Genomic DNA, 16,710 nt, shown 5'->3' on the forward strand with positions numbered 1-16,710 from the left:
CGGCAACTGAGGGGATTATGGGGCACGATTCGGTCGCCATACATGGCGCCCCTACGGCAACTGAGGGAATTATGGGGCACGTTTCGGTTGCCATACATGGCGCCCCTACGGCAACGGATACTTTTATGGCAACCGTGTTGCGACAGATGTGATTTCCGTAGGGTGCGCATTTATGCGCACCTGGAATTAAGCAGCACTCTTCACGCTGACTTCGCCGCTTCAAGCGCCAAACGAATGTCCTCAATCAGATCGTCGGCATGCTCAATACCAATCGACAAGCGCACGGTGGCATCGGTGATACCGATACGCTGCCGCACCTCCTGCGGCACCCCCGAATGGGTGGTGCTGCCTGGGTGGCTGGCGAGTGATTCCGTACCACCGAGGCTTACAGCCAGTTTGAATAACCCCAGCGCATTGAGAAAACGAAACGCTGCCGGTTGACCGCCTCTGATATCAAATGAGAAGGTTGATCCCGCTCCGGTACATTGCCGTTGGTAGGTTTCTCCCGCAGCGCTATCGCTAGCGAGATAGGGCAGCCAATGCAGTTTCTCAACCTGAGCGTGCTCGCGCAGGAAGGCCGCCACTTTCTCCGCATTGCTGGTGGCTTTCTCCATCCGTAACGACAGCGTTTCTAACGAACGGCCAATCATCCAGCTTGAATGCGGATCAAGTTGCGTACCAATGGCGCTGCGCAGCGAGCGCACTTTGCTCACCAGCGCTTTGCTGCCCAGGACCGCACCGGCTATCAAGTCAGAGTGACCGCCGACATATTTGGTCAGTGAATAGAGGGATAAATCAGCGCCATGCTGCAAAGGCCGCTGAAACAGCGGACCGAGCAAGGTGTTGTCGCAGGCTAAAATCGGCCGCGAACCTTGCTGTTGCGTGATCACATCCGCGACCTGCTTCATCAACTGTATATCGACCAAACTGTTGGTGGGATTGGCGGGGGTTTCAATCAAAATCAGCGCGACACGCCCGCGTTGCCATGCCAGCTTGGCCGCCTCATACACTTTGTCCTCATCGGTGCCATCACTGAATCCCACAGCTTTAATTTCCAGATCGTGCAGGGTTTTACTGAGCAGCGTTTCCGTTCCGCCATACAAGGGTTGCGAATGCAAAATGACTTCGCCGGGACGGGCGAAAGTTAAAAGCGTGGTGGCAATGGCAGACATCCCTGAAGAGAATAGCGCTGCGCTCTCGGCACCCTCGTAAATCGCCAGCCTGTCTTCAACGATTTCACTGTTGGGGTGGTTAAAGCGCGAATAGACCAGGCCGCCGCTTTTGCCTTCCGGCGGCTGTTTACGTCCGGCGACGAAATCAAAGAAATCCTGCCCCTCTTCAGCGCTGTTAAAGACAAAGGTGGAGGTGAGAAAAACCGGTGGTTTCACTGCGCCTTCGGATAGCCGCGGATCGTAACCGTAGTTGAGCATTTGCGTTTCCGGATGCAAATCGTGCGTGCCAATCTGCGTTTTTTTACTGGATGAAGCGGCCATAGGATCTCCAGAGATACCGGTATGAGGGCGGGGGAAGTTTCCTGTAGTTAAGGTCAGGGCAATAAATTTTGCCACGGTATCGTTTGCGTTTTGTGCGCCGCGTTAGACCTTGCGTCGTCTATGATAGACTTCGTGGCTTTCTGAAAAACCTTAACCAGGCGAATGCAATGAAACACACCGTTGACGTGATGATCTCTGAGCAGGAGATCGCAACCCGTATTGCCGAACTGGGCAAGCAGATTAGCGAGCATTACCGTAACAGCGGCAGCGAAATGGTATTGGTGGGCCTGCTGCGCGGTTCCTTTATGTTTATGGCCGATCTGTGTCGCGCGATCGATGTTCCCCATGAAGTCGATTTTATGACGGCATCGAGCTACGGTAGCGGCATGTCATCCACCCGCGATGTGAAGATCCTTAAAGATCTCGACGAAGATATTCGCGGTAAAGATGTGCTGATCGTGGAAGACATCATCGACTCCGGCAACACCTTGAGTAAGGTGCGTGAGATCCTGCGCCTGCGCGAGCCAAAATCTCTGGCGATCTGTACGCTGCTGGATAAACCAGAGCGTCGTGAAGTGGAAGTCACGGTTGAATACGTCGGTTTTACTATCCCTGACGAGTTCGTAGTGGGCTTCGGTATCGACTACGCGCAACGCTATCGTCATTTGCCGTATATCGGCAAAGTTATCCCGACCGGTGAATAACCGCACAATCTTCCAAGGCTAATCCCCTCAGCCTGCGATAAGATGCGCAGCCCGCAAGTCAATGGCTTACGGGCTATGCTCGCATTCCCCTGCAACCTGCAGAGTGGTAAAGTGTGGCGGGCGCTTCATCTTTGATTTTTCACTCGTTATCTCTGAATAACCCCGCATGCTTGGCGTGAGCGCACTATCATTTCATAGGGCTTTGATGTCACTACAACAGGGTATGGATTCGCAATGACTTATGCACTGGAAATTTCCGGGCTCACTAAAACCTATCCCGGCGGCGTTCAGGCGCTGAAGAAGCTTGACCTCAATGTTGAGGCTGGCGATTTTTACGCGCTGCTCGGGCCAAATGGCGCGGGCAAATCCACCACCATCGGCATTATCAGTTCGCTGGTCAATAAATCCGGTGGCAGCGTACGTGTGTTCGGCTATGACCTGTCAAAGGACGTGGTCAATGCTAAACGCCAGCTCGGGCTGGTACCGCAAGAATTCAACTTTAACCCGTTTGAAACCGTGATGCAGATCGTGGTGAATCAGGCTGGTTACTACGGCGTGGAGCGTGCGGAAGCCAACAAGCGCGCTGAAAAATACCTCAATCAGCTCGATCTTTGGGGAAAACGCAACGAGCGTGCCCGCATGCTCTCTGGCGGCATGAAACGCCGTCTGATGATTGCTCGCGCACTGATGCATGAGCCAAAGTTGCTGATCCTTGATGAACCTACCGCCGGCGTCGATATTGAACTGCGTCGCTCCATGTGGACCTTCCTGAAAGATCTCAACATCAAAGGCACCACCATTATTCTCACCACGCACTACCTGGAAGAAGCCGAAATGCTGTGCCGTAATATCGGCATTATTCAGAGCGGTGAGCTGGTGGAAAATACCTCGATGAAGGGCTTGCTGTCGAAGCTGCAATCGGAGACCTTCATTCTTGATCTCGCGCCGCGTAGCCCATTACCGCAGCTAGAAGGCTTCCAGTATCGTCTGGTTGATACCTCTACTCTGGAAGTCGAAGTGATGCGTGAGCAGGGCTTGAATAGCGTGTTCAGCCAGCTGAGCGCGCAGGGCGTGCAGGTACTGAGTATGCGTAACAAAGCGAACCGCCTTGAAGAGCTGTTCGTCAGCTTGACCCAGGGAAAAGGAGCAAAAGCATGACACATCTTTACTGGGTAGCGCTCAAGAGTATCTGGGCTAAGGAGATCAACCGCTTTGCACGCATCTGGATTCAGACGCTGGTGCCGCCCGTGATCACCATGACGCTCTATTTTATTATCTTCGGTAACCTGATTGGTTCTCGTATCGGTGATATGCACGGCTTCAGCTACATGCAATTTATCGTGCCGGGCTTGATCATGATGGCGGTTATCACCAACGCTTACGCTAACGTGGCATCCTCGTTCTTTAGTGCTAAATTCCAGCGCAACATTGAAGAACTGCTGGTGGCCCCAGTGCCGACGCACATTATCATCGCCGGTTATGTGGGCGGTGGTGTGGCGCGTGGCGTGTGTGTCGGGATTCTGGTGACAGCGATTTCACTGTTCTTTGTGCCTTTCCACGTTCACTCTTGGTCGATGGTGGCCCTGACATTGCTGCTAACGGCGATTTTGTTCTCGCTGGCGGGGCTGTTGAATGCGGTGTTTGCGCGTACCTTTGACGATATCAGCTTGATTCCCACTTTTGTGCTGACACCGTTAACCTACCTGGGTGGTGTGTTTTACTCGCTGACGCTGCTGCCCCCCTTCTGGCAGGCGGTGTCGAAGCTGAACCCCGTGGTGTATATGATCAGTGGCTTCCGCTATGGTTTCCTTGGCATTAATGATGTGCCATTGGTATTCACTTTATCCGTTCTGATTGCCTTCATTGTGGTGTTTTACGCACTGGTGTATACGCTGATTCAGCGTGGGCGCGGATTGCGCACCTAAGCCAATCTGATTTAAAAAATGCAGCTTAGGCTGCATTTTTTTATATCTCCCTCTCCTTATTCCTGCCCTGCAATTCCCTCTCCTCGTTAAGATTATTACGTTAGTCATTAGTACCAGAGTGATTCCATTAAAATATCAAAACAACGTTTGATTATGATTATTAATATTTTGGGTTTTTTTCTGATAAATAAGACGGGAGAAATCGTAAGCACTTAATCTATAAGCTGTAAAGAATCCGTTATGTTTTTCGCAGGATTTTAGTCTTGTCATTAATCTGCAGTGAATGGAATATTGCCCTGTTTATTATTTTTAGATTTAACCATTACAGCGTAAGTATAACGAGCGCGCCCCGATTCATCGGTCAAGGCGTAGACAATTATTATCTTTGATAGGCAGGGTAAAATATGAATCGAATAACGTGGGTGGATAATCTACGAGGTATAGGTGTACTTGTTGTTATTCTGCTGCACTGCGTTATTGCGGTAAACGGCAATGTTGGACACTTTGCACCGCTGATTTCAGTGTTGGATCCTTTGTTGATACCGGTGTTTCTGGGGCTGGTGTTCTTTGTATCTGGTTTATTTGTTGATGCCGGTTTACGAAAGGGACTCGGGCCATTTATTAATAACAAGATCCAGACCATTTTATATCCGTTCATCGTGTGGGTTGTGGTGTACGGTGGTCTTAAAATTTTGTTCAGCTCAATGGCGAATAACCCACAATCACCCTTGAATGTTATCGCGATGCACCTGAGCGGCGGCGGGGATATTACCTGGTTCTTACACTCACTGTTCTTTTTCTTCCTCGCGATTATTGTGGTGCGATATTTACCGTTTTGGTTGGTGATTCCTGGGTGCTTGCTGCTCAGCTATCTGCTGCCAGAGTTTAGTGCAGATGGCATGTTTGCCAGCTTCGACAATGCGCATATTAATAAGTCCATCAACCTGTTTATATTCTTCTACGTGGGCGATCAGTTGGTGCGCAAGCAGTATGATGTGCCCAAGCTGGCAGAGAATTCATTGTTGGTACTGCTTTCGTTGGCCAGCGTGATTCTTTTCGTCTGCCTCAATATGCTGGGCGAGCATCCGCCATCACATGTTCTGCTTGCAGCCCTGGCGCTGTTGTCCATTCCGGTTTTCGTCTGGATATCACTGAAAGTGAATTCACGGCTGGTACATTACGTGGGGGTGAATTCCATTGTCTTTTACCTGTCGCATTATTTGGTGATTCAGTTCTTCAGTAAGATCGTCAAACTGCATACCCAGTCGCTTTGGATATATGACTTGCTGTTTGTTCTGGCGTTTGCGGCTGCGATGATTCTGCCCTGGACGCTCTGCCTGTTGCGGCAGCGAGGCTGGTTTAACTTCCTGTTTACGCTGAAGTCTCAGCCGCGGGTGAAGGTGGTAAAACCGGTGTGAGGGAGGAGCGGAACCTCTGTAGAGAGGTTCCGCGACGCATTGGATCAGGCAACCTGAACCGGCAGCGCTTTAGCGATGCGTTTCATCTCGTTGTCACCTTCGAAATAGGCGACTTTTGGCTGCCAGCTGCGCGCGACTTCATCTTCAACCTGCACATACGAGCAGATGATCATGATATCGCCCTCGCAGGCGCAGCGTGCGGCCGCACCGTTGACGGAAATTATCTTCGAGCCACGCTCAGCGGCAATCGCGTAGGTGGAAAAACGCTGGCCGTTGGTGACGTTATAGATGTCGATGGCTTCATATTGCAGAATGCCGGAAGCATCGAGAAAATCCTGGTCAATGGCGCAGGAACCCTCATAGTGCAAATCTGCCTGAGTGACTTTCACGCGGTGCAATTTGCCCTGAAGTACGGTACGAATCATAACGGGACAACCTCATTAAGCTGCAATACAACGACGGAAATTACTCCATCAGATCCACTTGTTGATTATCAATCAGGCGCGCTTTACCCAGCCAGGCAGCCATCAGAATCACTGCTCGCTGGCTATCAACCGTGAGTGGCTGTAGGTTATCGGCATCGCAAATAGCCAATCCATCGGGACGAAACCCTTTCTCGCGCAAGGCAAGTTCGGCGCTTTCGATAATCTCTTCCACATGGCGCTCGCCATTGCTCAGGCGCTCCGCCATGCTGTTCATCACCTGGCTGAGGCCAGCCGCGATACTGCGTTCCTCACTGGTGAGATAGCCGTTGCGTGAACTCAAAGCGAGACCATCTTTGGCACGTACGGTAGGCACGCCGACGATCTCAATATCGAAGCCCATGTCGGCCACCATCTTGCGGATAATCGCCAGCTGCTGGAAATCCTTCTCGCCGAAACAGGCGATATCAGGCTGCACCAGGTTGAACAGCTTGCTCACAATGGTGGATACGCCACGGAAATGGCCAGGACGACTGGCGCCTTCCAGCAGCGAAGAGAGACCCGGTACTTCAACGAAGGTTTGGCTGTCCAGCCCTTTCGGGTAAACATCGGCAGGGGCTGGCGCAAACACCAGGTCGACGCTGTGGCGATTGAGTTTTTCACAATCATCCTGCAGGGTGCGAGGATAACGTGCCAGGTCATCAGCATGTTCAAACTGCATCGGATTAACGAAAATCGACACCACCACGATATCCGCACGCTCACGTGCTTCGTCAACCAGCGTGAGGTGTCCATCATGCAGGTTACCCATGGTGGGCACCAACGCGATGCGTTTGCCTTCTTGTCGCCAGCGACGAATTTCACGACGTAACATCGGCAAGGATTCAATAATCAGCACTGCAAATCTCCTGATTTACTGGAAACTGTGTTCGGCGGCAGGGTAGATGCCCGCTTCAACGTCGGCAATATATTGGCGAATGGCTGCGCGAATGTCGCCGGTTTCCGCGAGGAAATTTTTGGCAAATTTCGGGATGTGACCGCCGGTGATGCCGAAAGCATCGTGCATCACCAGAATCTGTCCATCCGTTACGTTTCCGGCGCCAATGCCAATCACCGGAATGCTCAGGGCTTGGGTCACTCGTGCGGCAAGCGCCACGGGGACACACTCCAGTACCATCAGCTGTGCGCCTGCCGCTTCCAACGCCAGCGCATCCGCCAGCAGACGTTCTGCGCCCGCTTCATCGCGGCCTTGGACTTTGTAGCCACCGAAGATATTTACCGATTGCGGCGTTAAGCCAAGGTGACCACAGACAGGTACTGCACGTTCAGTCAGCATCCGCACGGTGTCTGCCAGCCATTCGCCGCCTTCCAGCTTCACCATGTTGGCACCGGCACGCATCAGCTGTGCAGCGTTATCAAAGGTTTGCTGTGGGGTGGCGTAACTCATAAATGGCAGGTCAGCCATCACCAGCGCCAGCGGTGCACCACGACGCACGGCGGCAGTATGGTAAGCAATATCCGCTACGGTGACGGGAAGAGTCGATTCATGGCCTTGTACGGTCATGCCAAGAGAGTCGCCAATCAGCATCACCTGGATGCCTTCATTGGCAAACAGACGGGCAAAGCTGAAATCGTAAGCTGTCAGGGTAGCAAATTTGCGACCACTGGCTTTCAACTGGCGTAAATGGGAGATAGTTGTCGGTTTCATCGCGCTCTCCAGCGTTTTCAGATGCGCGCAGTGTACTGGATTGACAGGGAAGGTGATACGACACCTGTGCGATTATTGCAGGCTATTCAGACCACAAACTGATGGCGCTTTGGTCGAGGGTCGCAAGAATACCCGCCAATGGCTGACCATTTGGCATACGCAAAGCAGGGGCGATCTCTAACAGCGGAACCAACATAAAAGCACGGTTATGCATATCGTAATGCGGGACGGTGAGGCGCGGGGTGTGAATCGTCTGTAGCCCATACAGCATGATATCGAGATCAAGTGTGCGAGGTCCCCAACGTTCCGCTTTGCGTACTCGCCCGTGCTCCAGCTCAATACGCTGGGTATGATCCAGCAGCGTTTCGGCTTCGAGCGTGGTATCCAGTGCCACCACGGCATTCAGATAGTCAGGTTGATCGGGTGGGCCGTAAGGTGGCGTACGATACAGTGAAGAGGTCGCCACGCGCGATGTTTGCGGAATCGCATCGAGCGCGGCGAGCGCTGCATCAACCTGATGCAGCGGATCGGCCAGATTACTGCCTAGCGCGAGATAGACGCGAATCATGATGCACTATTCGTGTCGCGACGCGGGCCAGTCGGACGGCGGCGCGGACGGCGAGGTTTACGGCGTGGCACCGGATCGTCGCCCAGCGTGTTCATCATGGTTTTCTGCTCGACCGGAGCCGCAGCCTGGAACTCGCCCCACCAGTGGGTCAGGCTTTGCAGTTCGCGATTGTTTTCTACGTCAGCGCGCAGCGCCAGCAGATCATAAGCGGCACGGAATTTAGGGTGCTCCATCAGCTTCCATGCACGTTTGCCATGTCGACGTGACATGCGCAACTGCAACTGCCAGATATCGCGAATCAGAGTAGTGATACGCTTAGGAATGGCCAACGCGCGGCAGGCTTCATCCAGCGTTTCATTCATGGATAACGCAAAAGCATCGTAGTAGGTCAGTCCACTTTCCTGCGCGATGCGTTGAGCAGACTCAAGCTGCGGATACCAGAACATCGCGGCAAACAGGAAGGCCGGATTGACGCGCATATCGTTTTGAATACGGCTGTCAGTATTCTTCAGCACTTGCGCCAGCATCTTCTCCATCAAACTGTCGCTCTCGGCAGTGAAGCCACGCGTCAGGATAGGGAACAGCGGCTGAAAGAGTTGATACTCTCGCATCATCTGATAGGTACGGAAGCCGTAACCGGCTTGCAGCAGCTTGAGGGATTCTTCAAACAAGCGAGCAGGCGGAATGTCATTCAGCAGCGTTGCCAGGCGTGGAATCGGTTCGGCGGTTTCAGCGGCAATGCGCATCTCCAGCTTGGCAGCAAAACGCACGACGCGCAGCATACGCACCGGGTCTTCGCGATAACGTGTTTCCGGGTCGCCAATCAAGCGAATCACACCGTCTTCAAGGTCCTGTAAGCCACCGACGTAATCACGGACCGAGAAATCCGCCACGCTGTAGTAAAGACTATTGATGGTGAGATCGCGGCGCTGTGCGTCATCTTCGATGCTGCCAAAAATATTATCACGCAGCAGCATGCCATTCTGGCCACGTTGGGAACTGTTGCGATCGTCTTCGCTTTCTTCCTGATGGTGACCGCGGAAGGTGGCGACTTCGATCACTTCCGGACCGAACATCACGTGCGCTAAGCGGAAACGACGACCAACCAGCCGGCAGTTGCGGAACAACTTGCGCATCTGCTCAGGCGTAGCGTTGGTGGTGATATCGAAGTCTTTCGGCTTTTTACCCAGCAGTAAATCGCGCACACCACCGCCAACCAGGTAAGCTTCGAAACCGGCTTTATTCAGGCGATACAGCACTTTAAGGGCATTTTCGCTGATATCTTTGCGTGAGATGTTGTGGCTTTCACGGGGAATCACGGTCATTGATAGACTTTCAGTTTCCACCTCTTCAGGCGCCTCCTCGTCACGCTTGAGGACTCTCCGGCAAAAATTAGCGACTCGGGTAAAAATGGGACACCTCGACAGTGAGAAAAAGGGTGTTAATAAATCAGCGGCTAATCATAGCCTGTTGCGAACCATTTAGGAATGGCGATGTCGCTTCATCCGGTATAAGCGCGTTCTGCTGCGGGATCAGATGGATACTCCATTGTTCCACCGCATGCTGCAGCAGCGCTGTCAGCGACGCATCTTGCCAGCATTCAATAATGGGCTGACCAAGAAAGCGTAGCGCTTGCACGAGTAATGGCCTTGCATCGCCCGCCGGTAAGGCTGGCGCGTGATTCTGCTTCGATAACTTATTGCCGTCAGGATTGATCGCCAGCGGCAGATGCAGATAGCCGGGAACAGTCCAACCGAACTGCTGGTAGAGCGCAATCTGACGTACTGTGGGCTCAATCAAATCTGCGCCGCGTACGATTTCTGTCACGCCCTGATCGTGGTCATCGACCACCACCGCCAGGTTATAGGCAAACAACCCATCTCGGCGATGAATAATAAAATCTTCCTGTGCCAACTCTGTGTCAGCCGCGAGATAACCGCGCAGACGATCGTCAAAGCCAAATACGGGAGCATGCTGGCGTAAGCGGAGCGCAGCATTGTCAGCAGAAAGATGAAGGGCCCGGCAGTGCCCATCGTAACAGCCACCGAGCTGATGAATGCGGCTGCGTGTGCAGGTACAGAAGTAGCTTTGACGATGTTGCTGCAACCAGTCCAACGCTTCGCGGTAGGCGTCATGCCGCTGCGATTGCCACAACACTTCGCCATCCCACTGCAGGCCGTACTGCTCCAGCTGCGTTAAAATGCGCGTTGCGGCCCCTGCGACTTCACGTGGCGGATCGATATCTTCAATACGCACCAGCCAACGGCCTTGTTGCGCACGTGCGCTCAAATAGCTGCCGAGTGCGGCTATGAGCGAACCAAAATGCAGATCACCAGAAGGAGAGGGAGCGAAACGCCCAACGCAGGAGGAAGTTGAAATGTTCATCTCGAAGTGCACCGCACGTCGGGAAAACAGTGGTTTCCCCGGCAATGCGGTGACAGTCTGCTCACGGCCATTAGCCTGCCATCTGCTTCTCGCGGATTTCAGCCAATGTTTTGCAGTCAATGCAGAGATCGGCGGTTGGACGCGCTTCGAGGCGACGAATACCAATTTCTACACCACAAGAGTCGCAGTAGCCGAAATCGTCGTCATCCACTTTCTTCAGCGTTTTCTCGATCTTTTTGATCAGTTTACGCTCACGATCGCGGTTACGTAATTCCAGGCTGAACTCTTCTTCCTGTGCGGCACGGTCAACCGGGTCCGGGAAGTTAGCAGCTTCGTCCTGCATGTGCGACACAGTGCGGTCTACTTCATCCCGAAGTTGGTTGCGCCAGGCTTCCAGAATCTTGCGGAAATGGACCAGTTGGGCGTCGTTCATATACTCTTCGCCCGGTTTCACCTGATACGGCTCCACACCAGCAATGGCGAGGATACTCAGGGACGATGTTTTACGGTTTTGCCCTTCTTGCATGTTGCTTCTCCTGGATAACACGCACTACCCACCATGTTTCAAGCGGCTTGTTAATGGCTGCGTTCTTTGATTTGCTGCCTGCAACTTGAACGATTTAGGGTTTATCGATTCCCATCAGGGAAAAAAACAGGCCGCTATAAATAACAGAAGCCGTCAAGGTTAGCAATTAATCCTGTTCACACCTTGACAAGCCTCTGAATAACCGGGTATTCAGCGCACCGCCCAGAACATTCCTATCACAGCTAATTGTTATAAATATTACAACTCTGTTTAAATTGATACCTCAATTGAACGAGTGAGTAACATTTGAGCAGATGACAGTTGAGCCTGGTACGCTAACACTTCGACACCGCAGCGCTTTGCCTGTTCCAGTAGTTCTGCGTAATGTGCATCGATATGGCGAGCCGGGGCGACGTCCTCAATCCCCGAGTGCAGAACCGCAAACAATAAGACGGCTCGATGACCTTCTGCCACGATAGTGCTGAGTTCGCGCAGATGCTTCTGTCCTCGAGTCGTCACCGCATCCGGAAAGTAGCCTTTACCCTGCTGTAAAAGGGTGACGGACTTGACTTCAATATAGCAGTTTGATCTCCCCTCCGCTTGCAGCAGGAAGTCAATTCGGCTTTTTTCCGTGCCGTATTTCACTTCGGGCTGGCAGTGGCTGTAAGCGGATAATTCTGGAATCGCGTCTTGGGCTAAAGCCTCGCGTACCAGTTGATTGGCGCGCAGGGTATTGACGCAGATCCAGTGGCCTTGTTGGGTCTCGGTGAGCTCCCAGCTGTGCGGATACTTACGTGTTGCACTATTTGATGTTGAGTACCAGACGGTATCGCCCGGTGTCGCGCAGCCTGTCATGGCACCCGTGTTAGCACAGTGAATCGTCATGGTTTCACCTTCCGGCGTCACCACATCGGCGAGAAAACGCTTGTAACGGGCAATCAGTCGGGCGGGTTTCAGTGGCGGATCAAACTGCATTTATACTCCTGCGGAAGATAACAGTGGCCAGCGGGCCAGCCGCCGATAACGCGTACGGCCTTGGGTAAAGGTCGAGGAAAACAGCGCGAAGTGACTCACCTCAAGGTGCCAGTGAAAGCCGCGTGCAGGCAGGGCCACTTTTTGCGTGGCATTTCGCAATAAGGTGATATGCGGATGAAAAGGCTGCGCACTCTGCGCACATCCGTGACGTGCCGCTTGGGCACGCAGCAAACTTGCTAACTGCAATAAACCACGTGGTGCACGCTGACAGCCGAGCCACACCACACCAGGGCGTGGCCAGTGTCCGGCGTCATCCAGGTCGAGTGTGAAACCAGGCTGAACGATACGCGCGGCCAGCTGCTGTAATTTCTGTGAGGTCTCGCTACTGACCTCGCCGAGAAACGCCAGCGTTAGGTGCAGATTGGCGGCCGCCACAGGTTTTCCGTCATCCTCGGCGAAATTTTCCGCACGCCACCGCACCAGTTGTTGCTGGAGTGGATCGGGCAGTTCGAGCGCAAAAAACAGACGTTGCGTGGCCATGATGGAGTTGCCGTTGGATGCTACAATGCGCGGCATCTTAGCACAGGCGGAGTGGGAGTTGAGCGTGAGTGAATTACCGGTAAGCGAGGTGCTGCCAGCCTTGCTGGATGCGCTGGCACAGTCACCGCAGGTGTTGCTGGCGGCACCGACCGGCGCAGGTAAGTCCACCTGGTTGCCATTACAACTGCTAAACAAGGCGCAGCTGCCGGGCCGTATTATTATGCTGGAGCCGCGTCGACTGGCTGCGCGTAACGTGGCGCAGCGGCTGGCAGAACTGCTGGGTGAACAGCCGGGCGGCACGGTGGGCTATCGCATGCGTGGTGAAAATTGCTGCGGACCCGCCACAAGGCTTGAGGTCGTCACGGAGGGCATTCTCACGCGTATGTTGCAGCGCGATCCGATGCTTGAAGGTATTTCACTGGTGATCCTCGATGAATTCCATGAACGCAGCTTACAGGCTGACCTGGCCCTGGCACTCCTACTGGATGTTCAGCAGGGTTTGCGTGACGATCTGAAAATCCTGTTGATGTCGGCAACGCTGGATAATGACCGCCTGCGACAGTTACTGCCTGAGGCCCCGTTTATCGCTTCTGAAGGGCGCAGTTTTCCGGTGATACGGCGTTATGCCTCGCTGAACCAACAGCAGCGCTTTGAAGAAGCGGTAGCGCGAGAAGTGGTGCAGCTGCTGCGCGAGGAGTCAGGTTCGCTGCTGCTGTTTTTGCCTGGCGTAGCAGAAATTGAACGCGTAAAGCGTGAGCTTGAATCTCGGGTGAGTGAGGACGTCGATCTCTCTCCTTTATATGGCGCGCTATCACTGGATGCGCAACGCCGTGCCATTTTGCCTGCACCTGAAGGGCGTCGCAAAGTCGTCCTGGCGACCAACATTGCTGAAACCAGTTTAACCATTGAGGGCATTCGGTTAGTGGTGGATAGCGCGCTTGAGCGCTCAGCGCAGTTTGATGCGCGCAGCGGCGTGACGAGGCTGCAAACTCAGCGTATCAGCCAGGCTTCAATGACCCAGCGCGCCGGACGAGCCGGCCGACTTGAGCCGGGTATCTGCCTGCATTTGTTGCCGCAGGAGCAGGCCGCGCGCGCTGCCTCACAAAGTGAACCAGAGATACTCAACAGCGATCTCTCATCGCTGCAAATCGATCTGCTGCAGTGGGGCTGCCATGATGCCTCACAGCTCAGCTGGCTAGATGCGCCTCCTGCGCGCAGCTTACGCGCGGCCAATGAGTTACTCCTGCGTTTAGGTGCGCTGGAAGATAACAGGCTGAACGCGCGAGGGCGCAAGATGGCCGCGCTTGGCAGCGACCCGCGTTTAACCGCCATCCTGTGTGCGGCCCAAGACAATGATGCTATCGCCAGTGCCGCGCTATTGGTGGCAATTCTGGAAGATCCACCGCGCAGTGGCAGCGCCGATTTGCGTGATGCACTCAATCGGCCGCAACCACACTGGCTGCGCCGTGCACGCCAGTGGCAGCAAAGATTGAACACCCGCGGCGGTAAAGCCAATCCTGACCTTTTCCCCGGTTTGCTGGCGGCAGGCTTTGCCGATCGCCTTGCGCTGCGTCGTGGTGAGAGCGCGCGCTATCAGCTGGCCAACGGCATTGGCGCGATGCTGGATGAACAGGATGGTTTAAGCCGTAACGAATGGCTGATTGCGCCCACGCTGTTACAAGGTGCCAGTGCCGCCGATGCGCGTATTCTGATGGCCTTGCCCGTGGAGATCGCGACCTTACGTCAGCAATGTCCAGAGCTGGTTACGCAGCGCATTGATGTTGAGTGGGATGAAGAGAAGGGCACCTTGCGTGCCTGGAAACGTGAAATGGTAGGTGCGCTGGTCCTAAAAGCACAGCCGCAGGCGCGCCCGGAACCAGATATTTTACATCCGGCAATGCTGCGCTGGATCCGCGAGAAAGGCCTCGCCGTACTCGGCTGGACGCCTGAAGCAGAACAGCTGCGTTTGCGTTTGCACTGTGCTGCCGAGTGGCTGCCGGAAGAGGCGTGGCCGCGCTTGGACGACGAAAGCCTGCTCGATTCGCTGGAACATTGGCTGTTGCCCGAAATGGGCAGCGTGCGCGATCTCAAGGGGCTGCAGGGCGTAAGTGTTGTCAGCGCATTATTACATTTGCTGACATGGTCACAACGTCAGCGGCTGGATACTGTGCTGCCAACTCATTACACTGTGCCGACCGGAAGTCGTCTGCCGATCCGCTATGCAGTGGATAAGCCCCCGGCGCTGGCAGTGCGTATTCAGGAGATGTTTGGTGAGGCACAAAACCCCCCGGTGGCCGAAGGCCGTGTTCCGTTGGTACTTGAATTGCTTTCACCGGCACAACGTCCGTTGCAGATCACCCGCGATCTCGCGGCGTTCTGGCGTGGTGCCTATCCTGAGGTGCAGAAAGAGATGAAAGGGCGCTATCCCAAACATCCCTGGCCCGACGATCCGGCAAACGCCTTACCGACAAGGCGCACCAAGAAATTTTCATCGTGACACTCTGTGGATCGAATTCAGAGGGTTCTGCCATGCGCAGCACGAGAAAGCAGTTAGAGTAGCGGCCGCAGCCGTAGCTATGCCTGGAGAATAAAAGCATGTCTGGGAATGATCGCGAACCTATTGGGCGCAAAGGAAAAGCGCCAAAGCCGCCGCGCAGCACTGCACGTCGGGGTCGCCGTAGGGAACTTGATGATGATATCGATCAGGACGATTTTGACGAAGATGATGAGGAGAGCACGCCGGTGCCACCAAGAGGTAAAGGTAAAGGAAAACGTCCGCCACGCGGCAAACGTCGTTGGTTAGGCTGGTTGATCAAGCTCTTCCTGGTCTTTGTTGTAGTGATGGTTGCCTGGGGCATCTATCTCGACTCCGAAATCCGCAGCCGCATCGACGGTAAAGTGTGGCAACTGCCTGCAGCCGTTTATGGCCGCATGGTGAGCCTCGAACCGGGCATGTCATACGACAAAAAAGAGATGATTGCGCTGCTGGAAGGTACGCAATATCGCGAAGTGTCGCGCATTACGCGTCCGGGTGAGTTTAGCGTTAAGGGCAACACCATCGACCTGTTGCGCCGTCCATTTGATTTCCCGGACAGCAAAGAGGGGCAGATTAACGCTCGCCTGACGTTCAGTAATAACGAGCTGAGCGAGATCAAAAACCTTGATACCGGCCGTGATTTTGGCTTCTTCCGCCTCGATCCACGTTTGATCACCATGCTGCAGTCGCCTAATGGCGAGCAGCGTCTGTTCGTGCCGCGCGCGGGCTTCCCGGACCTGCTGGTCAGCACGCTGATCGCCACCGAAGACCGTCACTTCTATGAGCATGACGGCATCAGTCCGTACTCGATTGGTCGTGCATTCCTTGCCAACATCACGGCAGGTAAAGCGGTGCAGGGCGGCAGTACCTTGACGCAGCAGCTGGTGAAAAACCTGTTCCTGACCAACGAGCGTTCACTGTGGCGTAAAGCGCGTGAAGCTTACATGGCGGTGATCATGGATGCGCGCTACAGCAAAGATCGCATCCTTGAGCTGTACCTCAACGAGGTTTACCTCGGTCAGGCGGGCAACGATCAGATCCGTGGCTTCCCGCTGGCGAGTTTGTATTACTTCGGTCGTCCCGTTGATGAGCTGAGCCTCGACCAGCAGGCGATGCTGGTCGGCATGGTGAAAGGCGCTTCGCTGTATAACCCGTGGCGCAACCCGAAACTGGCTCTGGAGCGCCGCAACCTGGTGCTACGTTTGCTGCAACAGCAGAACGTGATCGATCAGGAGCTGTACGACATGCTCTCTGCGCGCCCGCTGGGTGTGCAGCCGAAAGGTGGGGTGATTACGCCTCAGCCTGCGTTTATGCAGATGGTGCGTAACGAACTGCAGGCCAAGCTGGGCGATAAAGTCAAAGATATGTCCGGCGTGAAGATCTTCACCACGCTCGATCCGATCTCGCAGGATGCGGCTGAAAAAGCGGTGGAAGATGGCATTCCAGCGTTGAAAAAACAGCGCGGCCTGAAGGATCTGGAAACTGCTATGGTGGTGGTCGATCGCTTTAG

General features: G+C 54.2%; 16 protein-coding genes. 6 read left to right on the top strand and 10 right to left on the bottom strand.

Going from position 1 to position 16,710, the window contains the following annotated elements; all coding sequences use genetic code 11:
* Nucleotides 1-200 precede the first annotated feature (200 nt).
* Entirely contained in the window at nucleotides 201-1,493 is a 1,293-nt protein-coding gene (locus HA51_RS26355; RefSeq protein WP_084938379.1) for a cystathionine gamma-synthase family protein, read from the bottom strand.
* 167 nt (nucleotides 1,494-1,660) lie between these two features.
* Between HA51_RS26355 and hpt the strand changes: the two genes are divergently transcribed.
* From hpt to HA51_RS26375, 4 genes are all read left to right on the top strand, one after another.
* Nucleotides 1,661-2,197 (top strand): hypoxanthine phosphoribosyltransferase, encoded by a 537-nt coding sequence (gene hpt / locus HA51_RS26360; protein ID WP_084938380.1) that lies wholly within the window; start codon nucleotides 1,661-1,663, stop codon nucleotides 2,195-2,197.
* Between the two features lie 234 nt (nucleotides 2,198-2,431).
* Complete coding sequence (locus tag HA51_RS26365; protein ID WP_084938381.1) at nucleotides 2,432-3,355, top strand: ABC transporter ATP-binding protein; 924 nt, start codon at nucleotides 2,432-2,434, stop codon at nucleotides 3,353-3,355.
* A complete protein-coding gene (locus HA51_RS26370) occupies nucleotides 3,352-4,122 on the top strand; it encodes an ABC transporter permease (protein ID WP_084938382.1) in 771 nt (256 codons plus the stop codon). The genes HA51_RS26365 and HA51_RS26370 overlap by 4 nt, the downstream gene beginning before the upstream one ends.
* Before the next feature lie 404 nt (nucleotides 4,123-4,526).
* Nucleotides 4,527-5,540: an acyltransferase family protein gene (locus HA51_RS26375; RefSeq protein ID WP_084938383.1), complete on the top strand. Its 1,014-nt coding sequence runs from the start codon at nucleotides 4,527-4,529 to the stop codon at nucleotides 5,538-5,540.
* 44 nt (nucleotides 5,541-5,584) lie between these two features.
* On the opposite strand, the gene panD is transcribed toward HA51_RS26375, so the two are convergent.
* From panD to thpR, 9 genes are all read right to left on the bottom strand, one after another.
* On the bottom strand, nucleotides 5,585-5,965 hold the full coding sequence (panD, locus tag HA51_RS26380; RefSeq protein ID WP_034829560.1) for an aspartate 1-decarboxylase: 381 nt from the start codon (nucleotides 5,963-5,965) through the stop codon (nucleotides 5,585-5,587).
* A 40-nt stretch (nucleotides 5,966-6,005) separates the two neighbouring features.
* A complete protein-coding gene (gene panC / locus HA51_RS26385) occupies nucleotides 6,006-6,860 on the bottom strand; it encodes a pantoate--beta-alanine ligase (protein ID WP_084938384.1) in 855 nt (284 codons plus the stop codon).
* Between the two features lie 15 nt (nucleotides 6,861-6,875).
* Complete coding sequence (gene panB / locus HA51_RS26390; RefSeq protein WP_084938385.1) at nucleotides 6,876-7,670, bottom strand: 3-methyl-2-oxobutanoate hydroxymethyltransferase; 795 nt, start codon at nucleotides 7,668-7,670, stop codon at nucleotides 6,876-6,878.
* A gap of 82 nt (nucleotides 7,671-7,752) precedes the next feature.
* Complete coding sequence (gene folK / locus HA51_RS26395) at nucleotides 7,753-8,238, bottom strand: 2-amino-4-hydroxy-6-hydroxymethyldihydropteridine diphosphokinase (RefSeq protein ID WP_084938386.1); 486 nt, start codon at nucleotides 8,236-8,238, stop codon at nucleotides 7,753-7,755.
* Nucleotides 8,235-9,650, bottom strand: a complete 1,416-nt coding sequence (pcnB, locus tag HA51_RS26400; RefSeq protein WP_211282991.1) for a polynucleotide adenylyltransferase PcnB — start codon at nucleotides 9,648-9,650, stop codon at nucleotides 8,235-8,237. The genes folK and pcnB overlap by 4 nt, the downstream gene beginning before the upstream one ends.
* A 37-nt stretch (nucleotides 9,651-9,687) precedes the next feature.
* Nucleotides 9,688-10,617 (bottom strand): tRNA glutamyl-Q(34) synthetase GluQRS, encoded by a 930-nt coding sequence (gene gluQRS, locus HA51_RS26405; protein ID WP_084938392.1) that lies wholly within the window; start codon nucleotides 10,615-10,617, stop codon nucleotides 9,688-9,690.
* Nucleotides 10,618-10,693: 76 nt separating this feature from the next.
* Nucleotides 10,694-11,149: an RNA polymerase-binding protein DksA gene (gene dksA / locus HA51_RS26410; RefSeq protein ID WP_084938388.1), complete on the bottom strand. Its 456-nt coding sequence runs from the start codon at nucleotides 11,147-11,149 to the stop codon at nucleotides 10,694-10,696.
* 270 nt (nucleotides 11,150-11,419) lie between these two features.
* On the bottom strand, nucleotides 11,420-12,124 hold the full coding sequence (sfsA, locus tag HA51_RS26415; RefSeq protein WP_084938389.1) for a DNA/RNA nuclease SfsA: 705 nt from the start codon (nucleotides 12,122-12,124) through the stop codon (nucleotides 11,420-11,422).
* The gene (gene thpR, locus HA51_RS26420; protein ID WP_084938390.1) at nucleotides 12,125-12,664 is read right to left on the bottom strand and encodes an RNA 2',3'-cyclic phosphodiesterase; all 540 of its coding nucleotides are present in this window, start codon (nucleotides 12,662-12,664) and stop codon (nucleotides 12,125-12,127) included.
* Between the two features lie 25 nt (nucleotides 12,665-12,689).
* Here thpR and hrpB point away from each other — a divergent pair, with 25 nt between their 5' ends.
* Together hrpB and HA51_RS26430 are read left to right on the top strand one after the other, a co-directional pair.
* Nucleotides 12,690-15,161: an ATP-dependent helicase HrpB gene (gene hrpB, locus HA51_RS26425; protein ID WP_084938391.1), complete on the top strand. Its 2,472-nt coding sequence runs from the start codon at nucleotides 12,690-12,692 to the stop codon at nucleotides 15,159-15,161.
* A 98-nt stretch (nucleotides 15,162-15,259) separates the two neighbouring features.
* The coding region (locus HA51_RS26430; RefSeq protein ID WP_211282990.1) for a transglycosylase domain-containing protein at nucleotides 15,260-16,710 on the top strand (1,451 nt) is incomplete at its 3' end.

The sequence above is a fragment of the Pantoea rwandensis genome (assembly GCF_002095475.1).
Classification (GTDB): Bacteria; Pseudomonadota; Gammaproteobacteria; order Enterobacterales; family Enterobacteriaceae; genus Pantoea; species Pantoea rwandensis.

What these genes read in the sequence shown, in the direction of transcription:
- HA51_RS26355 (WP_084938379.1), bottom strand. Translation starts at nt 1,493, where the DNA reads ATGGCCGCTTCATCCAGTAAAAAAACGCAGATTGGCACGCACGATTTG.
- hpt (WP_084938380.1), top strand. Translation starts at nt 1,661, where the DNA reads ATGAAACACACCGTTGACGTGATGATCTCTGAGCAGGAGATCGCAACC.
- HA51_RS26365 (WP_084938381.1), top strand. Translation starts at nt 2,432, where the DNA reads ATGACTTATGCACTGGAAATTTCCGGGCTCACTAAAACCTATCCCGGC.
- HA51_RS26370 (WP_084938382.1), top strand. Translation starts at nt 3,352, where the DNA reads ATGACACATCTTTACTGGGTAGCGCTCAAGAGTATCTGGGCTAAGGAG.
- HA51_RS26375 (WP_084938383.1), top strand. Translation starts at nt 4,527, where the DNA reads ATGAATCGAATAACGTGGGTGGATAATCTACGAGGTATAGGTGTACTT.
- panD (WP_034829560.1), bottom strand. Translation starts at nt 5,965, where the DNA reads ATGATTCGTACCGTACTTCAGGGCAAATTGCACCGCGTGAAAGTCACT.
- panB (WP_084938385.1), bottom strand. Translation starts at nt 7,670, where the DNA reads ATGAAACCGACAACTATCTCCCATTTACGCCAGTTGAAAGCCAGTGGT.
- folK (WP_084938386.1), bottom strand. Translation starts at nt 8,238, where the DNA reads ATGATTCGCGTCTATCTCGCGCTAGGCAGTAATCTGGCCGATCCGCTG.
- dksA (WP_084938388.1), bottom strand. Translation starts at nt 11,149, where the DNA reads ATGCAAGAAGGGCAAAACCGTAAAACATCGTCCCTGAGTATCCTCGCC.
- sfsA (WP_084938389.1), bottom strand. Translation starts at nt 12,124, where the DNA reads ATGCAGTTTGATCCGCCACTGAAACCCGCCCGACTGATTGCCCGTTAC.
- thpR (WP_084938390.1), bottom strand. Translation starts at nt 12,664, where the DNA reads ATGGCCACGCAACGTCTGTTTTTTGCGCTCGAACTGCCCGATCCACTC.
- hrpB (WP_084938391.1), top strand. Translation starts at nt 12,690, where the DNA reads ATGCGCGGCATCTTAGCACAGGCGGAGTGGGAGTTGAGCGTGAGTGAA.